Below are 18,406 nucleotides of genomic sequence, written 5' to 3' on the forward strand. Positions count from 1 at the left end.
GCTCTCTAGCGCCGATGGTAGTTGGGACCTTGTCCCTGTGAGAGTAGGACGTCGCCAAGCAACTAAAAACACAAGTCATTTGACTTGTGTTTTTTTGTATTGTTAAAAAGAATGGGAAAGAAGTAATGGTAATACAAACACGTTGCCCAAGAGTTAATCATATTATATAAAAGATGGGTGTATATTTTTCTGTAAATTGTTAAGGATTAGAAGTATAAAATAGGTTCACTTAAATAGGGAGGGAAGGTTATGAAATTACAAAGTGAAGTTTGTATTGTTTGTGAGACGAAAAGAAAAGAAGGTATATATGTTTATAATAATTTAATATGCTATGAATGTGAAAAGGATATGGTGAATACAGAGACAGATGATCCGAAATATATACATTATTTAAAGCAGCTTCGAAAATTAGAAGTATCATATTTTTAAATAGGCATATGCCTATTATTTTTTTTGTTCTGTATAATAGATAGAGAATGAATAATAAGGAAGAGATGTAGATGAATCAAAATCGTATGCCTTTATATGAGGCGTTAATAGAGTTTAAAGAAAGAGGGCCGTTATCTTTTCATGTTCCAGGTCATAAGAATGGTTTAAACTTCCCTCAGGAGGCAATAAGAGAGTTTAAAGATATTCTATCTATTGATGTAACTGAGTTAGCAGGACTAGATGATTTGCATAGTCCGTTTGAATGTATAGATGAGGCACAACAATTATTGGCTGAAGTTTATAATACAAAGAGGAGCTATTTTTTAATTAATGGTTCAACAGTCGGGAACTTAGCAATGATTTTGTCTTGTTGCGGGGAACATGATATTGTTCTTGTACAAAGAAATTGCCATAAATCAATTATTAATGCTTTAAAACTTGCGGGAGCAAATCCCATTTTTTTAGATCCATGGATTGATGAAGCTTATAACGTACCGGTGGGAGTTCGTAACGAAATTATTAAGAAAGCAATTGAAAAGTATCCAAATGCGAAAGCGCTCATTTTAACGCATCCTAATTATTATGGTATGGGGATGGATCTAGAGGCAAGCATCGCTTTTGCACATGCACATAAAATACCTGTTTTGGTAGATGAGGCACATGGGGCACATCTGTGCTTGGGAGAACCATTCCCGAAGTCAGCATTAACATATGGTGCAGATATTGTAGTTCATTCTGCACATAAAACATTACCCGCAATGACAATGGGTTCCTATTTACATATAAATAGTCACTTAGTAGACGAAGAGAAGGTTACTACTTATTTAAGTATGCTACAATCTAGTAGTCCATCGTATCCAATTATGGCTTCCTTGGATATAGCACGCTTTACAATGGCGCGTATAAAAGAAGAAGGTCACAGTGAAATTGTTGAGTTCTTACGAAAATTTAAGGAACAATTACGTTCTATTCCTCAAATCGCCATTTTAGAATATCCGTTGCAAGATGAGTTAAAGGTCACCGTACAAACTCGTTGTCAGTTATCAGGGTACGAATTACAGTCTGTATTTGAAAAGGTCGGTATATATACAGAGATGGCTGATCCGTACAATGTCCTATTTATTTTACCCTTACAAGTAAATGGGGGATATATGAAGGTTATAGAGATGATCCGAGTAGCATTGCAACATTATGAGGTGAAGGACAAGAGGGAATCTATTCGTTATACTTATAAAGGTGAATTCTCTCTTTTACCGTATACGTATAAACAACTAGATGGATATGAAACAAAGATAGTATCTATAGAAGATGCTGTTGGAATGATAGCGGCGGAAATGGTGATTCCGTATCCACCTGGAATTCCATTGATTATGTATGGAGAGAGAATTACTTCAGAGCATAAAGGGCAAATTATGTATTTAGAGAGAGCAGGGGCTCGTTTTCAATGTAATACGAAATATATGAAAGTGTATGATATAGAAAGTAGGTTTTAGGATGAAGGGATTATTTGTAACAATTGAGGGCCCAGAAGGTTCAGGTAAAACAACGTTAATTAAAAGCTTATTGCCATATTTTGAAAAAAAAGCACAAAAGGTAATGGCGACAAGAGAACCAGGCGGTATTGCAATTTCTGAGGACATTAGGACGATTTTACATAAACAAGAATATACGATGATGGAAGCACGTACAGAAGCGCTTCTTTATGCTGCTGCGCGCAGACAACATTTAGTAGAAAAAGTTATGCCAGCACTTAATGAGAACTACCTCGTGTTATGTGATCGTTTTATAGATAGCTCTTTAGCATACCAAGGCTATGCAAGAGGATTGGGTATGGATAAGGTATTTGAAATAAATCGTTTCGCAACAGAGGACTGTATGCCTAGTTTAACAATTTATCTAGACATTGAGCCTGAGGTTGGTTTGGCTCGGATTGAAAAAGATGCAGGACGTGAAGTAAATCGACTAGATATGGAAGATATCTCTTTCCATAAACGTGTGCGCGAAGGGTATTTACAAGTTGTAGAACGTTTCTCGGATCGTATTGTATTGGTAAATGCTGATCAGCCGATGGAAAAACTTATAGAAGAAGTTGTTCAGATTATAGAAGATAAATTGTTATAATAGAAGGAAAGAATGAAATAAGTGAGGTATGCATTATGACGAAGACGTGGGAGCAGCTTTCTGCTATACAACCCATCGGTGTAAAAATGTTGATGAATAGCATTGCAAAAGAGCGTATATCCCACGCTTACTTGTTAGAGGGAGGGAAAGGGACAGGAAAGTTTGCGACAGCAATTCAAATGGCAAAGAGTTTCCTCTGTTCTGAGCGAAATGGGGTAGAGCCCTGCCATGTATGTACAAACTGTAAGCGAATTGATTCAGGTAACCACCCTAACTTACATATTGTAAAACCAGACGGATTATCTATTAAAAAGCAGCAAATTCATGATTTACAAGAAGAGTTTTCAAAAACAGGATTAGAGGCAAATAAAAAATTATATATTATTGAGCACGCAGATCGTATGACAGCAAATGCGGCAAATACACTTTTGAAATTTTTAGAAGAACCAAGTAGTGATACAACTGCTATTTTACTTACTGAACAAAGTCATCAAATTTTAAATACGATTTTATCTCGTTGCCAAGTTGTTACGTTTAGACCGTTACCTACGGAATCTTTAATTAGAAGATTACAGGATGAAGGGATTACAGCATCTTTATCGACACTTGCTGCTCAACTTACAAATAGTTTTGATGAAGCTTTAGCTTTATGTAGTGATGAATGGTTTGCACAAGCACGAGCTTTAGTGATAAAATTATGTGAAGCGCTCGAAAAAGATAAAACCTCTATTTTTTTTGTACAAGAAAAATGGGGAAAACACTTTGGAGAGAAAGAACAATTACAGCAAGGTTTAGATATGTTACTCCTTATTTATAAGGATTTATTATATGTTCAACTTGGAGAAGAAGATCGTCTTGTTTTTCATGATCAGAAAGAGATGTTTGAATCGTTTTCCTATGCTCAGAAGCGCATTGTATCAGCTCTCTTTAATATATTAGAGGCAAAAAATAGAATCAACGCTAATGTAAATGCGCAGCTTGTGTTCGAACAGTTAGTGTTGCGGTTGCAGGAGGGATGACCGTTTTGTATGATGTAGTAGGTGTTCGCTTTAAGAAGGCCGGAAAGGTATATTACTTTGATCCAAATCAGTTCGATATCTCTGAAAATGAGTTTGTCATTGTAGAAACGGTAAGAGGTATTGAATACGGAAAAGTAGTTATTACCAAAAAACAAGTTGATGAAAACGACGTTGTATTACCGCTAAAAAAGGTTATTCGTATTGCAAATGAAAATGATCGTACCATTGTTGAAGAGAACAAACATGCTGCCAAAGAAGCATATCAAGTCTGTCAACAAAAGGTAGTAGAGCATAATCTTGATATGAAACTTGTAGATGTAGAGTATACATTCGATCGTAATAAGATTATTTTCTATTTTACTGCGGATGGTCGGATCGATTTCCGCGAACTAGTGAAGGACTTAGCCGCAATTTTTAGAACAAGAATTGAACTAAGACAAATTGGTGTTCGTGATGAAGCGAAGATGCTAGGTGGTATTGGTCCATGTGGTCGTATGCTTTGTTGTTCTACTTTTTTAGGGGATTTTGAACCTGTATCCATTAAAATGGCAAAGGATCAAAATTTATCATTAAATCCTGCAAAAATCTCTGGTTTATGTGGTCGCTTAATGTGTTGCTTAAAATATGAGAATGATGAATATGAGGCAGCAAAGGAACAACTTCCTGATTTAGATCAACGTATACAAACCCCGCATGGTACTGGCCGTGTTATCGGATTAAATATTTTAGAAAGATTAATTCAAGTGGAACTAGTAGACAAGGAACGGATAGTAGAATATACGTTAGATGAGTTAGTGAATAAAGGGGTCGTTTCGAGTCAAACCACAGATTAATGAGGTGGGTGCTTGTGGAGAAAAAAGATATTTTTGAATCGGTTTCTAGTATGGAAGAGCAAATTGGACATTTATATAAACAGTTGGGAGAGTTAAAACAGCATCTTGCAGAGTTGTTGGAAGAAAACCAGCATATAAAAATGGAAAATAACAATTTGCGACACCGTTTTGAAGAAGTGCAGAATAAAGAAAAACAAAAAACTCAAAAACGTAAAGAAGTGAAGCCGAAAACAGATATTGGTGAAGGCTATGACAATTTAGCGAGACTGTATCAAGAAGGTTTTCATATTTGCAATCTACATTATGGAAGTGTACGTAAAGAGGGAGATTGTTTATTCTGTCTGTCATTCTTAAATAAAAAGTGAAATTACCTTTCCAATTATAATTGGAAAGGTAATTTTTTATACATGAAATAGGGTAGGTTAAGGGTAAGAAAAGGAGCAGTATATGAATTTATATGAAGATGAACGTTTAGATTACTTATTAGCACAAGACATGAAGATTATACAAAGCCCATCAGTATTTAATTTTTCTTTAGATGCCGTTTTACTTGCAGATTTTGCATGGGTACCAATTCAAAAGGGGAATTTACTTGATTTGTGTACAGGTAACGCGGTTGTTCCCCTTCTATTAAGTACAAGAACAAAAGGAAATATTACTGGGGTGGAAATTCAAGAACGCTTATATGATATGGGAGTAAGAAGTGTTCAATACAATGGGTTGGAGGAAAGAATTCACCTCATACATGGAGATTTGAAAGATATGCCAGAGAAACTTGGGCGTCATCAATATGATGTTGTTACATGTAATCCACCATATTTTCAAACACCTCAAACTTCAGAGAAAAATATGAATGAACATTTAGCGATAGCTCGTCATGAAATTATGTGTACATTAGAAGATGTTGTATCTGTAAGTAGTCAGTTAGTAAAACAAGGTGGGAAAGTAGCGTTTGTACATCGTCCAGGGCGATTACTAGACATTGTCACATTAATGCGTAAATATAAAATTGAACCAAAGCGTGTGCAATTTGTTTATCCTAAGGTTGGAAAAGAAGCAAATACATTGTTAATTGAAGGAATTAAGGATGGAAATGCAGATTTGAAAATTTTACCGCCTCTCGTTGTATATGAGAACAATAACGAATATACAAAGGAGCTACGTTCGATTTTATATGGAGAAGAATAAGCACTTTTTTTATGTGGTAGAGTGCTCTGATGGAAGTTATTATGCTGGATATACAAACCATATAGAAAAGAGAATTCAGACTCATAATAGCGGCAAAGGGGCTAAGTATACACGCGTCAGGCTTCCTGTTGTTTTAAAATATGTAGAGACCCACGATGATAAGCGTACAGCTATGCAAGCGGAGTATTACTTTAAGCAATTAACGAGAAAACAAAAAGAGGCATATATGCAAAAAGGAGAACGCTATGTGGCAACAAAAAAGCTTTCAACAAAATGAAAAGGGAGTTTTATATTTAGTACCAACTCCTATTGGAAATCTAGAAGATATGACATTTCGTGCAATCCGAATTTTAAAAGAAGTGGATTTAATTGCTGCTGAAGATACGAGACAAACGAAAAAACTTTGTAATTATTTTGAAATTGAAACACCTGTTACGAGTTATCATGAGCACAATAAAGAAGTAAGTGGGAAGAAACTATTAGAGAAATTAGAGGATGGAAAGAATGTAGCACTTGTTAGCGACGCTGGTATGCCGTGTATTTCTGATCCAGGTTACGATATTGTCGTTGAGGCAGTAGCTGAGCAATATCATGTAATTCCGCTTCCTGGAGCAAATGCAGCCCTTACAGCATTAATTGCATCCGGTCTTGAAACAAAGCAGTTTTATTTCTATGGTTTCTTGCAGAGAAACAAAAAGGAACGAAAGATGGAGTTAGAAAAGCTTCGTTATGTACAAACTACAATGATGTTTTATGAAGCGCCTCATCGTTTAGACGATACTTTAATTTCGATGCAGGAAGTGTTGGGAAATAGAGAGATTGTATTATGTCGAGAGTTAACTAAAAAATTTGAGGAATTTATTCGAGGGACAATCGAAGAAGCAATTGAGTGGACGAAGCAAAATGAAGTACGTGGTGAGTTTTGTATTTTAGTAGCTGGTTCAACAGAAGAACCTGCTCCAGAAGAACAATGGTGGGAATCTCTTTCGGTATATGACCATATTGAACATTATATAAATGAAAAAAGTATGAATTCAAAAGAAGCGATTAAAACAGTCGCTAAAGATCGAGATTTGTCGAAAAGAGATGTATATCAAATCTATCATGTCGATAAAAAATAAGCTTCTCATAATTGAGAAGCTTATTTTGCTGTTTCGATATAATCTTGAAGTTCGTTTAAGATTTGCTCAGCGCCTTCTTTGCTTAAGATGATTTTACCTTCAGCTAAAGAAAGGTTACCGTCAGATACTTCACCAGTTACTTGGCAAGTCATGTTTGGTTTATATTTCTTTAAGATGATTTTTTCGTCATCAACATAGATTTCAAGAGCGTCCTTTTCTGCAATACCTAAAGTACGGCGTAATTCGATTGGAATTACTACACGACCTAATTCATCAACTTTACGAACAATACCAGTAGATTTCATAATTTTTTTCCTCCTAAATAAATAGTTTATAAGTTTCGAGTCTATTTTTAGATTCGTCATTTTTCGACAAAATACCCTATGGACATATGATACCAATCATTTACATTTCCGTCAATTCTTAAATTCTATATTTTTTAAAAAGATTTATAGATTTCTTATTTCTTATATATAATAGATTGAGAGGAAATTCCACAATTATTTACATTATTTTCTGAAAAAATAATAAATTAAAAGTGAAGATTGTATATTTTTGTGAAATATGAGCAATAGATGATAAAGATATCGAGCATTAAGACCTAAATTTAAAATTAGGTTGGCGTAAAGAAGATAAGTTAGATTTGGGCTGCTCGTAAAAGCCCAATTAATGTGGGCTAATAATTAGTGGGGAGGAACAAAACCCTACTGATTAAAGTTTCACTTTATATATGAGTTTTTGATATACTGTTTATAAATACATATGAGGTTATTCGGGAGGTCCAAAACAATGACAGAGGAAAATAAGTCCTTTTATATTACTACCCCAATTTATTATCCAAGTGGAAAATTACACATTGGACATGCTTATACGACAGTAGCAGGAGATGCGATGGCACGATATAAGCGTATGCAAGGTTATAATGTGCATTATTTAACAGGAACTGATGAGCATGGACAGAAGATCCAAAAGAAAGCAGAAGAGTTAAATATTACGCCACAGGCATATGTTGATAACATTGTTGCAGGAATTAAAGAGCTTTGGGAGAAGATGGATATTTCTTATGATGATTTTATTCGTACAACTGAAGATCGTCATAAAGATGTTGTCGAAAAAATCTTTAAGCAATTAGTAGATCAAGGTGACATTTATCTTGATGAATATGAAGGTTGGTATTCTGTACAAGATGAGACGTTCTATACAGAGCATCAATTAGTAGATCCAATTATGGAAGGCGACAAAGTAGTTGGAGGAAAAAGCCCAGATAGTGGTCATGATGTAGAACTTGTTCGTGAAGAATCTTATTTCTTTAGAATGGGTAAATATGTCGACAGACTATTAAAGTTCTATGAAGATAATCCACATTTCATTCAGCCGGAGTCTCGTAAAAATGAAATGATTAATAATTTTATTAAACCAGGATTAGAAGATTTAGCGGTTTCTCGTACTTCATTTGACTGGGGAGTTCGTGTTCCTGGTAACCCAAAACATGTTATTTACGTATGGGTTGACGCATTATCTAACTATATTACAGCGTTAGGTTATGGAACAGCAAATGAAGAGAAATATAAAAAATTCTGGCCTGCAGATGTGCATTTAGTTGGGAAAGAAATTGTTCGTTTCCATACAATTTATTGGCCGATAATTTTAATGGCATTAGATTTACCTCTTCCGAAGAAAGTCTTTGCTCATGGCTGGATTTTAATGAAGGATGGAAAGATGAGTAAGTCAAAAGGAAACGTAGTAGATCCAGTTACATTAATCGATCGTTACGGATTAGATGCATTACGTTATTACCTACTTCGTGAAGTTCCATTTGGATCTGATGGTGTATTCACACCAGAAGGATTTGTGGAGCGTATTAATTTCGACTTAGCAAATGACTTAGGTAATTTATTAAATCGTACAGTAGCTATGATTGATAAGTATTTTAACGGAGAAATCCCTGCATTTAAAGAAAATGTGACGGAATTTGATGAAACGTTAGTAGCGTTTGCACAAGATACTTTGAAAAAAGTAGAAGAAGCAATGGAGAATATGGAGTTCTCTGTAGCGTTAGGATCTATTTGGCAACTAGTTAGTCGTACGAATAAATATATTGATGAAACACAACCATGGGTATTAGCAAAAGATGAGAATGATCGTGAAAAGTTAGCTTCTGTAATGGCTCATTTAGCAGAAGTACTTCGTCAAACAGGTATTATGCTTATGCCATTCTTAACAGTAGCACCAAGCAAGATGTTTGCTCAACTTGGCCTTACTGATGAAGCTCATAAATCTTGGGAAAGTCTATCTACAATTGGCTGCATTCCAGCTGGAACAAAAGTAGAAAAAGGAAACCCAATTTTCCCTCGTTTAGAAATGGAAGTGGAAGTAGAGTACATTAAAGAACAAATGAAAAGCTCTGCTCCTAAAGTAGAAGAGAAAAAAGAAGAAGAACCGAAGGCAGAAGAAATTACAATTGATGATTTCTTTAAAGTAGAATTACGCGTAGCTGAAGTACTATCTGCTGAACCTGTGAAAAAAGCAGACAAGTTGTTAAAAATTCAACTAGACTTAGGCACAGAAAAGCGTCAAGTTGTTTCTGGAATTGCAAAATTCTATTCGCCGGAAGACTTAAAAGGTAAAAAGGTTATTTGTGTAACAAACTTAAAACCTGTAAAATTACGTGGTGAATTATCGCAAGGTATGATTTTAGCGGGTGAAGAGAATGGCGTATTGTCATTAGCATCAATTGACCAAAATCTACCAAATGGTACAAAAATCAAGTAATTAAGACAAGAAAAGAGATGTTTCACGTGTAACATGTGTGAAGCGTCTTTTTTCTTTTTACACTCTCTATTTTGCATTAAGATTGTAGTATTGTTATCGTTAAGTTATTAAAGAACTTATTTTTGCAGAATAAACTTGATTTCAATATAAAAGGAGTTATGTATTATGTTGTTTGATACACATTCACATTTGAATGCAGAGCAATTCGAAGAAGATTTGCAAGAGGTTATTGCCCGAATGAAAGAAGCGGGAGTTACTTATACAGTTGTTGTTGGTTTTGATGAAGTAACGATAAAAAAGGCGATGGAATTAGCTGAAGCCTATGATTTTATTTACGCTGCGGTTGGCTGGCATCCAGTTGATGCAATCGACATGACAGAAGAACATTTAGCTTGGTTAGAAGAACTTGCTTCTCATCCTAAAGTCGTTGCACTTGGAGAAATGGGCTTAGATTATCACTGGGATAAGTCTCCAAAAGAAATACAGAAAGAAGTATTTCGTAAACAAATTGCATTAGCGAAAAAAGTAAATTTGCCGATTATTATACATAACCGCGATGCAACTCAAGATATTGTCGATATTCTAGAAGAAGAGAATGCAGCTGAAGTAGGAGGCATTATGCATTGCTTTAGCGGTAGCGTAGAAGTAGCAGAGCGATGTGTTGATATGAACTTTTTAATTTCATTAGGTGGACCAGTTACATTTAAAAACGCTAAGAAACCGAAAGAAGTTGCTACGGAGATTCCATTAGAGAAATTGTTAATAGAGACGGATTGTCCCTATTTAACGCCGCATCCATTTCGCGGGAAACGAAATGAACCGAGTTATGTAAAACTCGTAGCAGAAGAAATTGCGAATTTAAAAGGAATTTCTTATGAGGAAGTAGCAGAAATGACAACTAAAAATGCAAAAGTTTTATTTGGAGTTGAATAAAAAGAACGGGTGAAACCTGTTCTTTTTTATTTTGAGAAAAACTAGTAGAAGTAATCAAGAAAATAAATGTGAATGATGAAGTGTTACAATAAGGACAGAGAACAAAGATTTTTCTATTCTATTTTTTAAAATATAAGAATGGGGAAAATAATAATGGAAAAGTCGTCATTTTTTTGTTTTACTAAGTAGAGACGAAATGAGTGTGGAGGCAAGCATGAAAATAAAAGAGATTATCGTTGTAGAAGGTAAAGATGATACAGTTGCGATTAAGCGTGCTGTTGATGCGGATACAATTGAAACGAACGGTTCAGCAATCGGTGATCATGTTATTGAGCAAGTTAAATTAGCGCAGCAAAAAAGGGGCGTTATTATTTTCACAGATCCGGATTATCCTGGAGAGCGTATTCGAAAAATTATTTCTGACAAGGTTCCTGGCTGTAAGCATGCTTTTTTACCGAAGGAAGAAGCGCTTGCTAAAAGGAAAAAGGGTGTTGGGATTGAACATGCTTCTAATGAGTCGATTCGCCGTGCTCTAGAGAATATACATGAAGAAATGGAAGCTTACACAAGTGAAATTAGTTGGAGTGATTTAGTCGATGCAGGCTTAGTGGGCGGAGAAATGGCAAAGAGCCGCAGAGAAAGAATGGGTAAGCTATTAAAGATTGGTTATACAAATGCAAAACAGTTACATAAAAGATTACAGATGTTTCAAGTTTCAAAGGAATCATTTGCAGAAGCTTATAAGCAAGTAATACAGGAGGAAAAAAAATGAAGGATATCGCAACGCCAAATCGTACAAAAGACATTGTTGAAAAGTATGGATTTTCATTCAAAAAAAGTTTAGGACAAAACTTTTTAATTGATACAAATGTATTAAATCGTATTGTCGATCATGCAGAAATTGGTTCAGAAAGTGGTGCAATTGAAATTGGACCAGGTATTGGTGCATTAACAGAGCAATTAGCGAAGCGTGCTAAAAAAGTAGTGGCTTTTGAAATTGATCAAAGACTATTACCAATTTTAGATGAGACGTTAGCGCCATATGGTAATGTTACAGTTATTAATAAAGATGTACTAAAAGCAGATGTACATGAAGTATTTAATGAGCAATTTGAAGAAGGGCAAGATGTAATGGTAGTAGCTAACTTACCGTACTATATTACAACGCCAATTTTATTTAAATTGCTTGAAGAAAAGTTACCAGTTCGTGGATTTGTTGTTATGATGCAAAAAGAAGTTGGAGATCGTTTAGCTGCTAAACCTGGAACGAAAGAGTATGGTTCTTTATCGATTGCCATTCAGTACTATACAGAGGTTGAAACAGTTATGACTGTACCGCGTACAGTGTTTGTACCACAGCCAAACGTTGATTCTGCAATTATCCGCCTTCTAAAGCGTCCTAAACCGGTTGTAGAGGTGACAGATGAAACGTTTTTCTTTGAAGTAGTACGAGCAAGTTTCGCACAGCGCCGTAAAACTTTAATGAATAATTTATCAAATAATTTAAATGGTTTCCCGAAAGATAAGGAGTTATTGGATCGAATTTTAACAGAAGTAGGAATTGATCCAAAGCGAAGAGGCGAAACGCTATCTATTGAAGAGTTTGCAACATTAAGTAATGCATTAGTTCTTCATAAATTATCATAAGAATATGAAAGGGACAGTTCAAGTTGAACTGTCCCTTTTGTCACCTTTCTCTCTCTAAATTCATACTTTAAAAACAGGTAAGATGGCCTAATGAGTTTGGAGGTAGGAGAATGGTTTTACATGTTGGAGAATTAGTGGAACGATATTCTCATAAGAGGGATATTCTTTTTCGTATTATAGAAATAAAAGGCGAGATAGCTATATTGTTTGGAGAGGAAATTAGACTGGTGGCGGATGCGCCACTTGAAGATTTAATTAGTATAGATCAAAGAGAACATAAAAAAAGGGTGAAGCGTGAGAAAGAAACAATGGAGCGCACGTATCGTTTGTTTCAACAAGATTATGTACTGATGAAACAAAGGCATGAACATACTTCAACTGGTGGATACACAAGTGAGGTAAATTATTTTCAAATGCCGGGACGTGTATTGCATATAGATGGAGACCCTTTATATTTGCGCAAGTGCTTAGATTTATATAATAAAATTGGCGTTCCTGTTCAAGGTATTCATTGTAAAGAAACGGAGATGCATGAAAAAGTAGTAGACTTAATAGATCACTTTCGCCCAGACATTCTCGTTATTACAGGGCATGATGCATATACAAAATCAAAAGGAGTGAAGGGAGATTTAGCGGCATATAGGCATTCAAGGCATTTTGTACAGGCTGTTCGTGAAGTGCGAAAAAAATATCCATCATTGGATCAACTTGTTATTTTTGCTGGGGCATGTCAATCACATTTTGAGGCACTAATTCGTGCAGGGGCCAATTTCGCTAGTTCACCATCTAGAATTAATATTCATGCACTAGATCCTGTATATGTAGTTGGTAAAATTAGTTTTACTTCATTTATGGAGAGAGTCAATGTATGGGATGTCGTACGTAATACAATTACTGGTGAAAAGGGACTAGGTGGAATTGAAACGAGAGGGATTTTACGAACGGGATTACCTTTTCAACATTACGAAGAGTAAGCAGGGTACATATGTATCTTGCTTTTTTGTATGGAAGGATTTAAATGAATTTGGATAAAAAGAGGTAAGAACGTAAAGACTACGTAATGATACTTTTACAATATAGTATTTCTTCTATCTATTCAAACGCAGGATGATATTAGCTGTGAATCGCGGTTAATAATTAGGATAGATATTATCGTGCTTTAAGTGTTCAATCTAAATTACAGCGAGGTGTAGCGAAGTATATGTCAAAACGTTTAGATGAAATTAAAAGCGAATTAGATCACCATCTTGGACAGCGACTTATGTTAAAAGCAAATAGTGGAAGAAGAAAAACTGTGGAGCAATCAGGTGTACTAGCAGAAACATACCGTTCCGTTTTTGTTGTACAATTGGATCAACAAGAAGATGCGTTGCAACGTGTATCTTATAGTTATGCAGATGTTTTAACAGAGACAGTAGAGTTAACATTTTATGGAGACCCTCATAATGAGGTCATTTTATAATCCATATATCATTACATATATTCCCATAAATGAAAAGCTATATTATTTTGCATACTAACTATACCGTAGCAAAATAAGGAGGGACTCTGCATTGAGTAGACGAAGAGGTGTCATGTCAAACCAATTTAAAGAAGAGCTAGCAAAAGAGCTTGGCTTTTATGATGTTGTTCAGAAAGAAGGATGGGGCGGAATTCGTGCGAAAGATGCTGGTAACATGGTGAAACGTGCTATAGAAATTGCAGAACAGCAATTAATGAAACGAAACCAGTAGTTGTAAGATACTTTCTATGCTACGGTAGCCGAGGAGACATTCCTCGGCTTTTTGTACTCTAAAAGGTGCCATCATTTTACATAAGTAGTTTCATTCTGAATGCTTTTCGTTATAATTAGGGAAGTGTCATCGTCTTACTATAAATTTATGGTAAAATAAACGATAAAAGATTGAGTACATAGAGTGGGTGAATAGATTGAAGCTACTAGTGAAAGCACCAGCAAAGATTAATCTGTCGTTAGATGTACTGGGAAAAAGACAAGACGGATATCATGAAGTGAAAATGATTATGACAACCATTGATTTAGCAGATCGTCTAGAACTAACGGAATTAGCAGAAGACCGTATTGAAATTTTATCCCATAATCGGTATGTCCCAGACGACCAACGAAATTTAGCTTATCAGGCAGCGAAATTATTAAAAGAGAAGTTTAATGTAAAAAAAGGTGTATCTATTACTATTGAAAAAACGATTCCAGTAGCAGCTGGATTAGCAGGTGGAAGTAGTGATGCAGCAGCGACATTACGTGGTCTTAATAAATTATGGAATTTAGGGCTTACAATTGATGAGTTAGCAGAGCTTGGTGCAGAAATTGGATCAGATGTATCGTTCTGTGTATACGGAGGCACAGCAATTGCCACTGGAAGAGGAGAGAAAATTGAACATATAAAGACTCCGCCTTCTTGTTGGGTTATTTTAGCGAAACCACATATAGGTGTATCTACTGCTGATGTGTATGGAAATTTAAAGTTAAATCGAGTTACACATCCAAATGTAGATAAAATGGTTGATGTCATAAATTCTGGTGATTATAAAGGAATTTGTGATACTGTTGGTAACGTTTTAGAAGATGTAACATTTGGAATGCATCCTGAAGTTGCCCGTATTAAATCACAGATGAAGCGATTTGGAGCGGATGCTGTATTAATGAGTGGAAGTGGTCCAACTGTATTTGGACTTGTACACCATGATTCACGAATGCATCGCATTTATAACGGATTAAAAGGATTTTGTGAACAAGTCTATGCGGTACGTTTATTAGGAGAGCGAGAAACGCTTGAATAAAGACGTATAATACGTTATGATTTGTTTAGAATATTCGTGATTTGAGGTGAGAGTATGAAAATTAGAAGAAGTACAAGATTAGTCGATATGACTTATTACTTGCTACAAAACCCTCGTCAGCTAGTATCTCTCACTTTTTTTGCTGAAAGGTATCAATCGGCTAAGTCTTCCATTAGTGAAGATTTAGTTATTATTAAGCAAACGTTTGAACAACAAGGGGTCGGCACATTGCAAACGATACCAGGAGCAGCAGGAGGAGTGAAATATATACCGTATATAAGTGAAGAAGAGGCAGATCTAATTATTGATGAGCTTTGTGGCTTATTTGAAAACCCAGATCGTATTTTGCCTGGCGGTTACTTATACATGACAGATTTATTGAGTAATCCTCGCCATATTAATGGCGCAGGTCGTTTGTTTGCTTCTGTTTTTGCTAGGCAACCAATTGATGCAGTTATGACGGTGGCAACGAAGGGGATTCCACTTGCTTATGCAGTGGCAAATTACTTAGATGTACCAGTTGTAATTGCAAGGAAAGATAATAAGGTAACAGAAGGTCCGACTGTTAGTATTAACTATGTGTCGGGTTCTTCTAAACGAATTCAAACAATGACGTTAGCAAAACGCAGTCTTCCAGAAGGGTCGAATGTTTTAATTATTGATGACTTCATGAAAGCTGGCGGAACAATTCAAGGTATGATGAGTATGCTAGAAGAATTCAAGGCTAATGTTGTTGGTATCGGTGTATTAGTAGAATCTACAGATATTGAAGAACGACTAATTAATAATTTTGTATCATTAATTCGTCTATCGGAAGTTGATGTGAAAGAAAAAACGATTCAAGTGGAAAAAGGGAATTATTCTCTTGCACCATTTGATGAAGGGCTTGTAGAGGCGGAATAAAAGATAGAGCAGATAGCTCTATCTTTTTTATTTTATTTATAGATTATAAAATAGATGGACAAACTGCCTTTCGTACACTATTTTTAAAGAGTAAAATAAATAATAAAAGGGTGAAAAGTATGAAAGTTGTTCAAACAAGCAAGGCACCACAAGCAATTGGACCTTATTCACAGGGGATTATTGTAAATAACATGTTCTATAGCTCAGGACAAATTCCATTGATGGCAAATGGGGAGCTTGTAACAGGAGATGTAACAGTACAAACAGAACAAGTATTTCAAAATTTACAAGCGGTATTAGAGGAAGCAGGTGCTTCATTTGATACAGTCGTAAAAACAACAGTATTTTTAAAGGACATGGATGATTTTAATGCTGTGAATGAAGTGTATAGCTCTTATTTCTCTACTCATAAACCAGCTCGATCTTGTGTGCAAGTAGCAAAATTACCGAAAGATGTTTCCGTTGAAATTGAAGTAATCGCCCTAGTTAAGTAACCTTTTGTAAGCGATAACCTCCACTAATCTCTATATTCAACTACTTTAAAAATTTTTATCTTAAAAATTTTTAAAAAATTAAAGGGAAAATAGAAAATTTGTGGAATTTATACAAATATATCGCTTATTTAGAAAAGGGTGGTGAACACAAGATGGAAGTGACTGACGTAAGATTACGCCGCGTAAACACAGAAGGCCGCATGAGAGCAATTGCCTCTATTACTCTAGACCATGAATTTGTTGTTCATGATATTCGTGTAATTGATGGTAATAATGGATTATTTGTAGCAATGCCAAGTAAACGTACTCCAGATGGAGAGTTCCGTGACATTGCACATCCAATTAATTCTGGTACACGCTCTAAAATTCAAGATGCGGTTTTAACAGAGTATCATCGTTTAGGCGAGTTAGAAGAGGTTGAGTTTGAAGAAGCAGGTGCTTCGTAAAATTCGAATGAAAAGGGCTTTTGACAAAAAGCCTTATAATTTTGTAGCAAACTCCTGTAAGCATTTACAGGGGTTTGTTTTTTTTGTTTTATATTTGGAAACTTCATAATTTATTAACATAAAAAGAAGAAACTACTAATTTTTTCAAAATCATTTTAAATAGTATAGCTTATTTCTTAAAAAAGATACTAAAGAGTAAAACATCTTATAAGAATTATGGTAAAATTTAATAGTTAAAATGTGTTTCTTGAAATATATGATGATTTAGGATAATATCTTTAATGGATAAATAGGTTGCGATGGAGGGTCTATATGTCAAACAGATTTGCAGTGATTCTAGCTGCAGGTAAAGGCACACGTATGAAGTCTAAGCTATACAAAGTGCTGCATCCTGTATGTGGAAAACCTATGGTACAACACGTAGTCGATCAAGTATCTCAATTAGGATTGCAGAAACTTGTAACGGTTGTTGGACATGGTGCTGAAATGGTACAAGAACAGCTAGGGAACGTAAGTGAATTTGCATTACAAGCAGAACAACTTGGTACAGCACATGCTGTAGATCAAGCTGCAAGTGTACTTGCAAATGAAGAAGGAACAACTTTAGTTATTTGTGGTGATACGCCTCTAATAACTGCTGAAACAATGGAAGCATTACTTCAGCAACATAAAGAAGCAGGAGCAATGGCGACGGTGCTAACAGCATACATAGAAGAGCCTGCTGGATATGGCCGTATTGTTCGTAATGAGAATGGTCATGTTGAAAAGATTGTTGAGCATAAAGATGCAAATGAGAAAGAATTAGCTATTAAAGAAATCAATACAGGTACGTATTGTTTTGATAATAAGGCTTTATTTGCTTCACTTTCTAAAGTTTCAAATGATAACGTGCAAGGTGAATATTACCTTCCAGATGTTATTGAGATTTTAAAAAATGAAGGTCATATCGTATCAGCTTATCAAACAGAGCAGTTCGATGAAACGTTAGGTGTTAACGACAGAGTCGCTCTATCGCAAGCGGAAATTATTATGAAAAACCGTATCAACCGAAAGAACATGGTAAATGGTGTTACAATTATTGATCCAAGTAACACTTATATTTCTGCTGATGCAATTATCGGTAGCGATACAGTTCTTCATCCAGGAACAATTATTGAGGGGAACACTGTAATTGGTTCTGATTGTGAAATTGGACCGCATACAGTAATTCGCGATAGTGAAATTGGAGATCGTACGACAATTCGACAATCTACTGTACATGATAGTAAGCTTGGTACAGAAGTATCGGTTGGTCCATTTGCACATATTCGCCCAGATTCAGTTATTGGAGACGAAGTACGCGTTGGAAACTTCGTGGAAATCAAAAAAACTGTCTTTGGTAATAGAAGTAAAGCTTCACACTTGAGTTATATCGGGGATGCACAAGTTGGAGAAGACGTGAATCTTGGTTGTGGTTCAATTACGGTGAACTATGACGGTAAGAATAAATTCAAAACTGTGATTGGTAATGGGGTATTTATTGGATGTAATTCAAACCTTGTTGCTCCAGTAACAGTTGAAGATGGTGCTTATGTGGCGGCAGGCTCTACAATTACAGAGAATGTTCCATCAAAAGCATTATCGGTAGCACGTGCACGTCAAGTTAACAAAGAAGACTATGTTGATCAATTGCTGAATAAGAAAAAATCATAATAATGTGGA

The 18,406-nt window shown here is 35.4% G+C and carries 22 protein-coding genes; 21 read left to right on the plus strand and 1 reads right to left on the minus strand.

Annotation, left to right across the window (positions count from 1 at the left end; translation table 11 throughout):
* Positions 1-249: 249 nt before the first annotated feature.
* The 9 genes from ACK1U5_RS27070 (at position 250) to rsmI (ending at position 6,711) form a co-directional block, all read left to right on the plus strand.
* On the plus strand, positions 250-429 hold the full coding sequence (locus tag ACK1U5_RS27070; RefSeq protein WP_000776279.1) for a sigma factor G inhibitor Gin: 180 nt from the start codon (positions 250-252) through the stop codon (positions 427-429).
* A 71-nt stretch (positions 430-500) separates the two neighbouring features.
* On the plus strand, positions 501-1,922 hold the full coding sequence (locus ACK1U5_RS27075) for an aminotransferase class I/II-fold pyridoxal phosphate-dependent enzyme (RefSeq protein WP_113710831.1): 1,422 nt from the start codon (positions 501-503) through the stop codon (positions 1,920-1,922).
* Position 1,923: 1 nt separating this feature from the next.
* Positions 1,924-2,550 (plus strand): dTMP kinase, encoded by a 627-nt coding sequence (gene tmk / locus ACK1U5_RS27080; protein ID WP_000677214.1) that lies wholly within the window; start codon positions 1,924-1,926, stop codon positions 2,548-2,550.
* Positions 2,551-2,585: 35 nt separating this feature from the next.
* Entirely contained in the window at positions 2,586-3,569 is a 984-nt protein-coding gene (gene holB, locus ACK1U5_RS27085; protein ID WP_000169563.1) for a DNA polymerase III subunit delta', read from the plus strand.
* A 5-nt stretch (positions 3,570-3,574) separates the two neighbouring features.
* The gene (locus ACK1U5_RS27090; RefSeq protein WP_000272429.1) at positions 3,575-4,402 is read left to right on the plus strand and encodes a PSP1 domain-containing protein; all 828 of its coding nucleotides are present in this window, start codon (positions 3,575-3,577) and stop codon (positions 4,400-4,402) included.
* 14 nt (positions 4,403-4,416) lie between these two features.
* Positions 4,417-4,767 (plus strand): DNA replication initiation control protein YabA, encoded by a 351-nt coding sequence (gene yabA, locus ACK1U5_RS27095; protein WP_000412063.1) that lies wholly within the window; start codon positions 4,417-4,419, stop codon positions 4,765-4,767.
* Between the two features lie 82 nt (positions 4,768-4,849).
* A complete protein-coding gene (locus ACK1U5_RS27100; protein ID WP_001055367.1) occupies positions 4,850-5,590 on the plus strand; it encodes a tRNA1(Val) (adenine(37)-N6)-methyltransferase in 741 nt (246 codons plus the stop codon).
* On the plus strand, positions 5,577-5,867 hold the full coding sequence (locus ACK1U5_RS27105) for a GIY-YIG nuclease family protein (protein ID WP_000414350.1): 291 nt from the start codon (positions 5,577-5,579) through the stop codon (positions 5,865-5,867). The genes ACK1U5_RS27100 and ACK1U5_RS27105 overlap by 14 nt, the downstream gene beginning before the upstream one ends.
* Positions 5,836-6,711, plus strand: a complete 876-nt coding sequence (gene rsmI, locus ACK1U5_RS27110) for a 16S rRNA (cytidine(1402)-2'-O)-methyltransferase (protein ID WP_000267820.1) — start codon at positions 5,836-5,838, stop codon at positions 6,709-6,711. Before ACK1U5_RS27105 ends, rsmI begins: the two co-directional genes overlap by 32 nt.
* Positions 6,712-6,731: 20 nt before the next feature.
* Here rsmI and ACK1U5_RS27115 read toward each other — a convergent pair whose 3' ends face one another.
* Entirely contained in the window at positions 6,732-7,016 is a 285-nt protein-coding gene (locus tag ACK1U5_RS27115) for an AbrB/MazE/SpoVT family DNA-binding domain-containing protein (protein ID WP_000843036.1), read from the minus strand.
* A 484-nt stretch (positions 7,017-7,500) separates the two neighbouring features.
* Here ACK1U5_RS27115 and metG point away from each other — a divergent pair, with 484 nt between their 5' ends.
* The 12 genes from metG (at position 7,501) to glmU (ending at position 18,397) form a co-directional block, all read left to right on the plus strand.
* Positions 7,501-9,483 (plus strand): methionine--tRNA ligase, encoded by a 1,983-nt coding sequence (gene metG, locus ACK1U5_RS27120; RefSeq protein WP_000134135.1) that lies wholly within the window; start codon positions 7,501-7,503, stop codon positions 9,481-9,483.
* Positions 9,484-9,648: 165 nt separating this feature from the next.
* Entirely contained in the window at positions 9,649-10,416 is a 768-nt protein-coding gene (locus ACK1U5_RS27125; RefSeq protein WP_000895843.1) for a TatD family hydrolase, read from the plus strand.
* A gap of 214 nt (positions 10,417-10,630) precedes the next feature.
* The gene (gene rnmV, locus ACK1U5_RS27130; protein WP_000692835.1) at positions 10,631-11,188 is read left to right on the plus strand and encodes a ribonuclease M5; all 558 of its coding nucleotides are present in this window, start codon (positions 10,631-10,633) and stop codon (positions 11,186-11,188) included.
* Complete coding sequence (gene rsmA, locus ACK1U5_RS27135) at positions 11,185-12,063, plus strand: 16S rRNA (adenine(1518)-N(6)/adenine(1519)-N(6))-dimethyltransferase RsmA (protein ID WP_000651548.1); 879 nt, start codon at positions 11,185-11,187, stop codon at positions 12,061-12,063. The genes rnmV and rsmA overlap by 4 nt, the downstream gene beginning before the upstream one ends.
* A 110-nt stretch (positions 12,064-12,173) precedes the next feature.
* Entirely contained in the window at positions 12,174-13,037 is an 864-nt protein-coding gene (gene yabG, locus ACK1U5_RS27140) for a sporulation peptidase YabG (protein ID WP_000242868.1), read from the plus strand.
* A gap of 227 nt (positions 13,038-13,264) precedes the next feature.
* The gene (gene veg, locus ACK1U5_RS27145) at positions 13,265-13,525 is read left to right on the plus strand and encodes a biofilm formation stimulator Veg (RefSeq protein ID WP_000044347.1); all 261 of its coding nucleotides are present in this window, start codon (positions 13,265-13,267) and stop codon (positions 13,523-13,525) included.
* Positions 13,526-13,616: 91 nt separating this feature from the next.
* Entirely contained in the window at positions 13,617-13,796 is a 180-nt protein-coding gene (gene sspF, locus ACK1U5_RS27150; RefSeq protein WP_002094215.1) for an acid-soluble spore protein SspF, read from the plus strand.
* Positions 13,797-13,992: 196 nt separating this feature from the next.
* Positions 13,993-14,862, plus strand: a complete 870-nt coding sequence (ispE, locus tag ACK1U5_RS27155; protein ID WP_000772104.1) for a 4-(cytidine 5'-diphospho)-2-C-methyl-D-erythritol kinase — start codon at positions 13,993-13,995, stop codon at positions 14,860-14,862.
* Between the two features lie 54 nt (positions 14,863-14,916).
* Positions 14,917-15,765: a pur operon repressor gene (purR, locus tag ACK1U5_RS27160; RefSeq protein ID WP_000702466.1), complete on the plus strand. Its 849-nt coding sequence runs from the start codon at positions 14,917-14,919 to the stop codon at positions 15,763-15,765.
* A 119-nt stretch (positions 15,766-15,884) separates the two neighbouring features.
* Entirely contained in the window at positions 15,885-16,259 is a 375-nt protein-coding gene (locus tag ACK1U5_RS27165) for a RidA family protein (RefSeq protein ID WP_000869811.1), read from the plus strand.
* Positions 16,260-16,411: 152 nt separating this feature from the next.
* A complete protein-coding gene (spoVG, locus tag ACK1U5_RS27170; protein ID WP_000454041.1) occupies positions 16,412-16,705 on the plus strand; it encodes a septation regulator SpoVG in 294 nt (97 codons plus the stop codon).
* A gap of 312 nt (positions 16,706-17,017) precedes the next feature.
* On the plus strand, positions 17,018-18,397 hold the full coding sequence (glmU, locus tag ACK1U5_RS27175; RefSeq protein ID WP_000071039.1) for a bifunctional UDP-N-acetylglucosamine diphosphorylase/glucosamine-1-phosphate N-acetyltransferase GlmU: 1,380 nt from the start codon (positions 17,018-17,020) through the stop codon (positions 18,395-18,397).
* Positions 18,398-18,406 lie beyond the last annotated feature (9 nt).

The sequence above is a fragment of the Bacillus sp. XB1 genome, assembly GCF_053557995.1.

Excerpts from the sequence above, each read along its gene's own strand:
- ACK1U5_RS27070 (WP_000776279.1), top strand. The coding sequence starts at position 250 with ATGAAATTACAAAGTGAAGTTTGTATTGTTTGTGAGACGAAAAGAAAA.
- ACK1U5_RS27075 (WP_113710831.1), top strand. The coding sequence starts at position 501 with ATGAATCAAAATCGTATGCCTTTATATGAGGCGTTAATAGAGTTTAAA.
- tmk (WP_000677214.1), top strand. The coding sequence starts at position 1,924 with ATGAAGGGATTATTTGTAACAATTGAGGGCCCAGAAGGTTCAGGTAAA.
- holB (WP_000169563.1), top strand. The coding sequence starts at position 2,586 with ATGACGAAGACGTGGGAGCAGCTTTCTGCTATACAACCCATCGGTGTA.
- ACK1U5_RS27100 (WP_001055367.1), top strand. The coding sequence starts at position 4,850 with ATGAATTTATATGAAGATGAACGTTTAGATTACTTATTAGCACAAGAC.
- ACK1U5_RS27105 (WP_000414350.1), top strand. The coding sequence starts at position 5,577 with ATGGAGAAGAATAAGCACTTTTTTTATGTGGTAGAGTGCTCTGATGGA.
- rsmI (WP_000267820.1), top strand. The coding sequence starts at position 5,836 with ATGTGGCAACAAAAAAGCTTTCAACAAAATGAAAAGGGAGTTTTATAT.
- ACK1U5_RS27115 (WP_000843036.1), bottom strand. The coding sequence starts at position 7,016 with ATGAAATCTACTGGTATTGTTCGTAAAGTTGATGAATTAGGTCGTGTA.
- metG (WP_000134135.1), top strand. The coding sequence starts at position 7,501 with ATGACAGAGGAAAATAAGTCCTTTTATATTACTACCCCAATTTATTAT.
- ACK1U5_RS27125 (WP_000895843.1), top strand. The coding sequence starts at position 9,649 with ATGTTGTTTGATACACATTCACATTTGAATGCAGAGCAATTCGAAGAA.
- rnmV (WP_000692835.1), top strand. The coding sequence starts at position 10,631 with ATGAAAATAAAAGAGATTATCGTTGTAGAAGGTAAAGATGATACAGTT.
- rsmA (WP_000651548.1), top strand. The coding sequence starts at position 11,185 with ATGAAGGATATCGCAACGCCAAATCGTACAAAAGACATTGTTGAAAAG.
- yabG (WP_000242868.1), top strand. The coding sequence starts at position 12,174 with ATGGTTTTACATGTTGGAGAATTAGTGGAACGATATTCTCATAAGAGG.
- veg (WP_000044347.1), top strand. The coding sequence starts at position 13,265 with ATGTCAAAACGTTTAGATGAAATTAAAAGCGAATTAGATCACCATCTT.
- purR (WP_000702466.1), top strand. The coding sequence starts at position 14,917 with ATGAAAATTAGAAGAAGTACAAGATTAGTCGATATGACTTATTACTTG.
- ACK1U5_RS27165 (WP_000869811.1), top strand. The coding sequence starts at position 15,885 with ATGAAAGTTGTTCAAACAAGCAAGGCACCACAAGCAATTGGACCTTAT.
- spoVG (WP_000454041.1), top strand. The coding sequence starts at position 16,412 with ATGGAAGTGACTGACGTAAGATTACGCCGCGTAAACACAGAAGGCCGC.
- glmU (WP_000071039.1), top strand. The coding sequence starts at position 17,018 with ATGTCAAACAGATTTGCAGTGATTCTAGCTGCAGGTAAAGGCACACGT.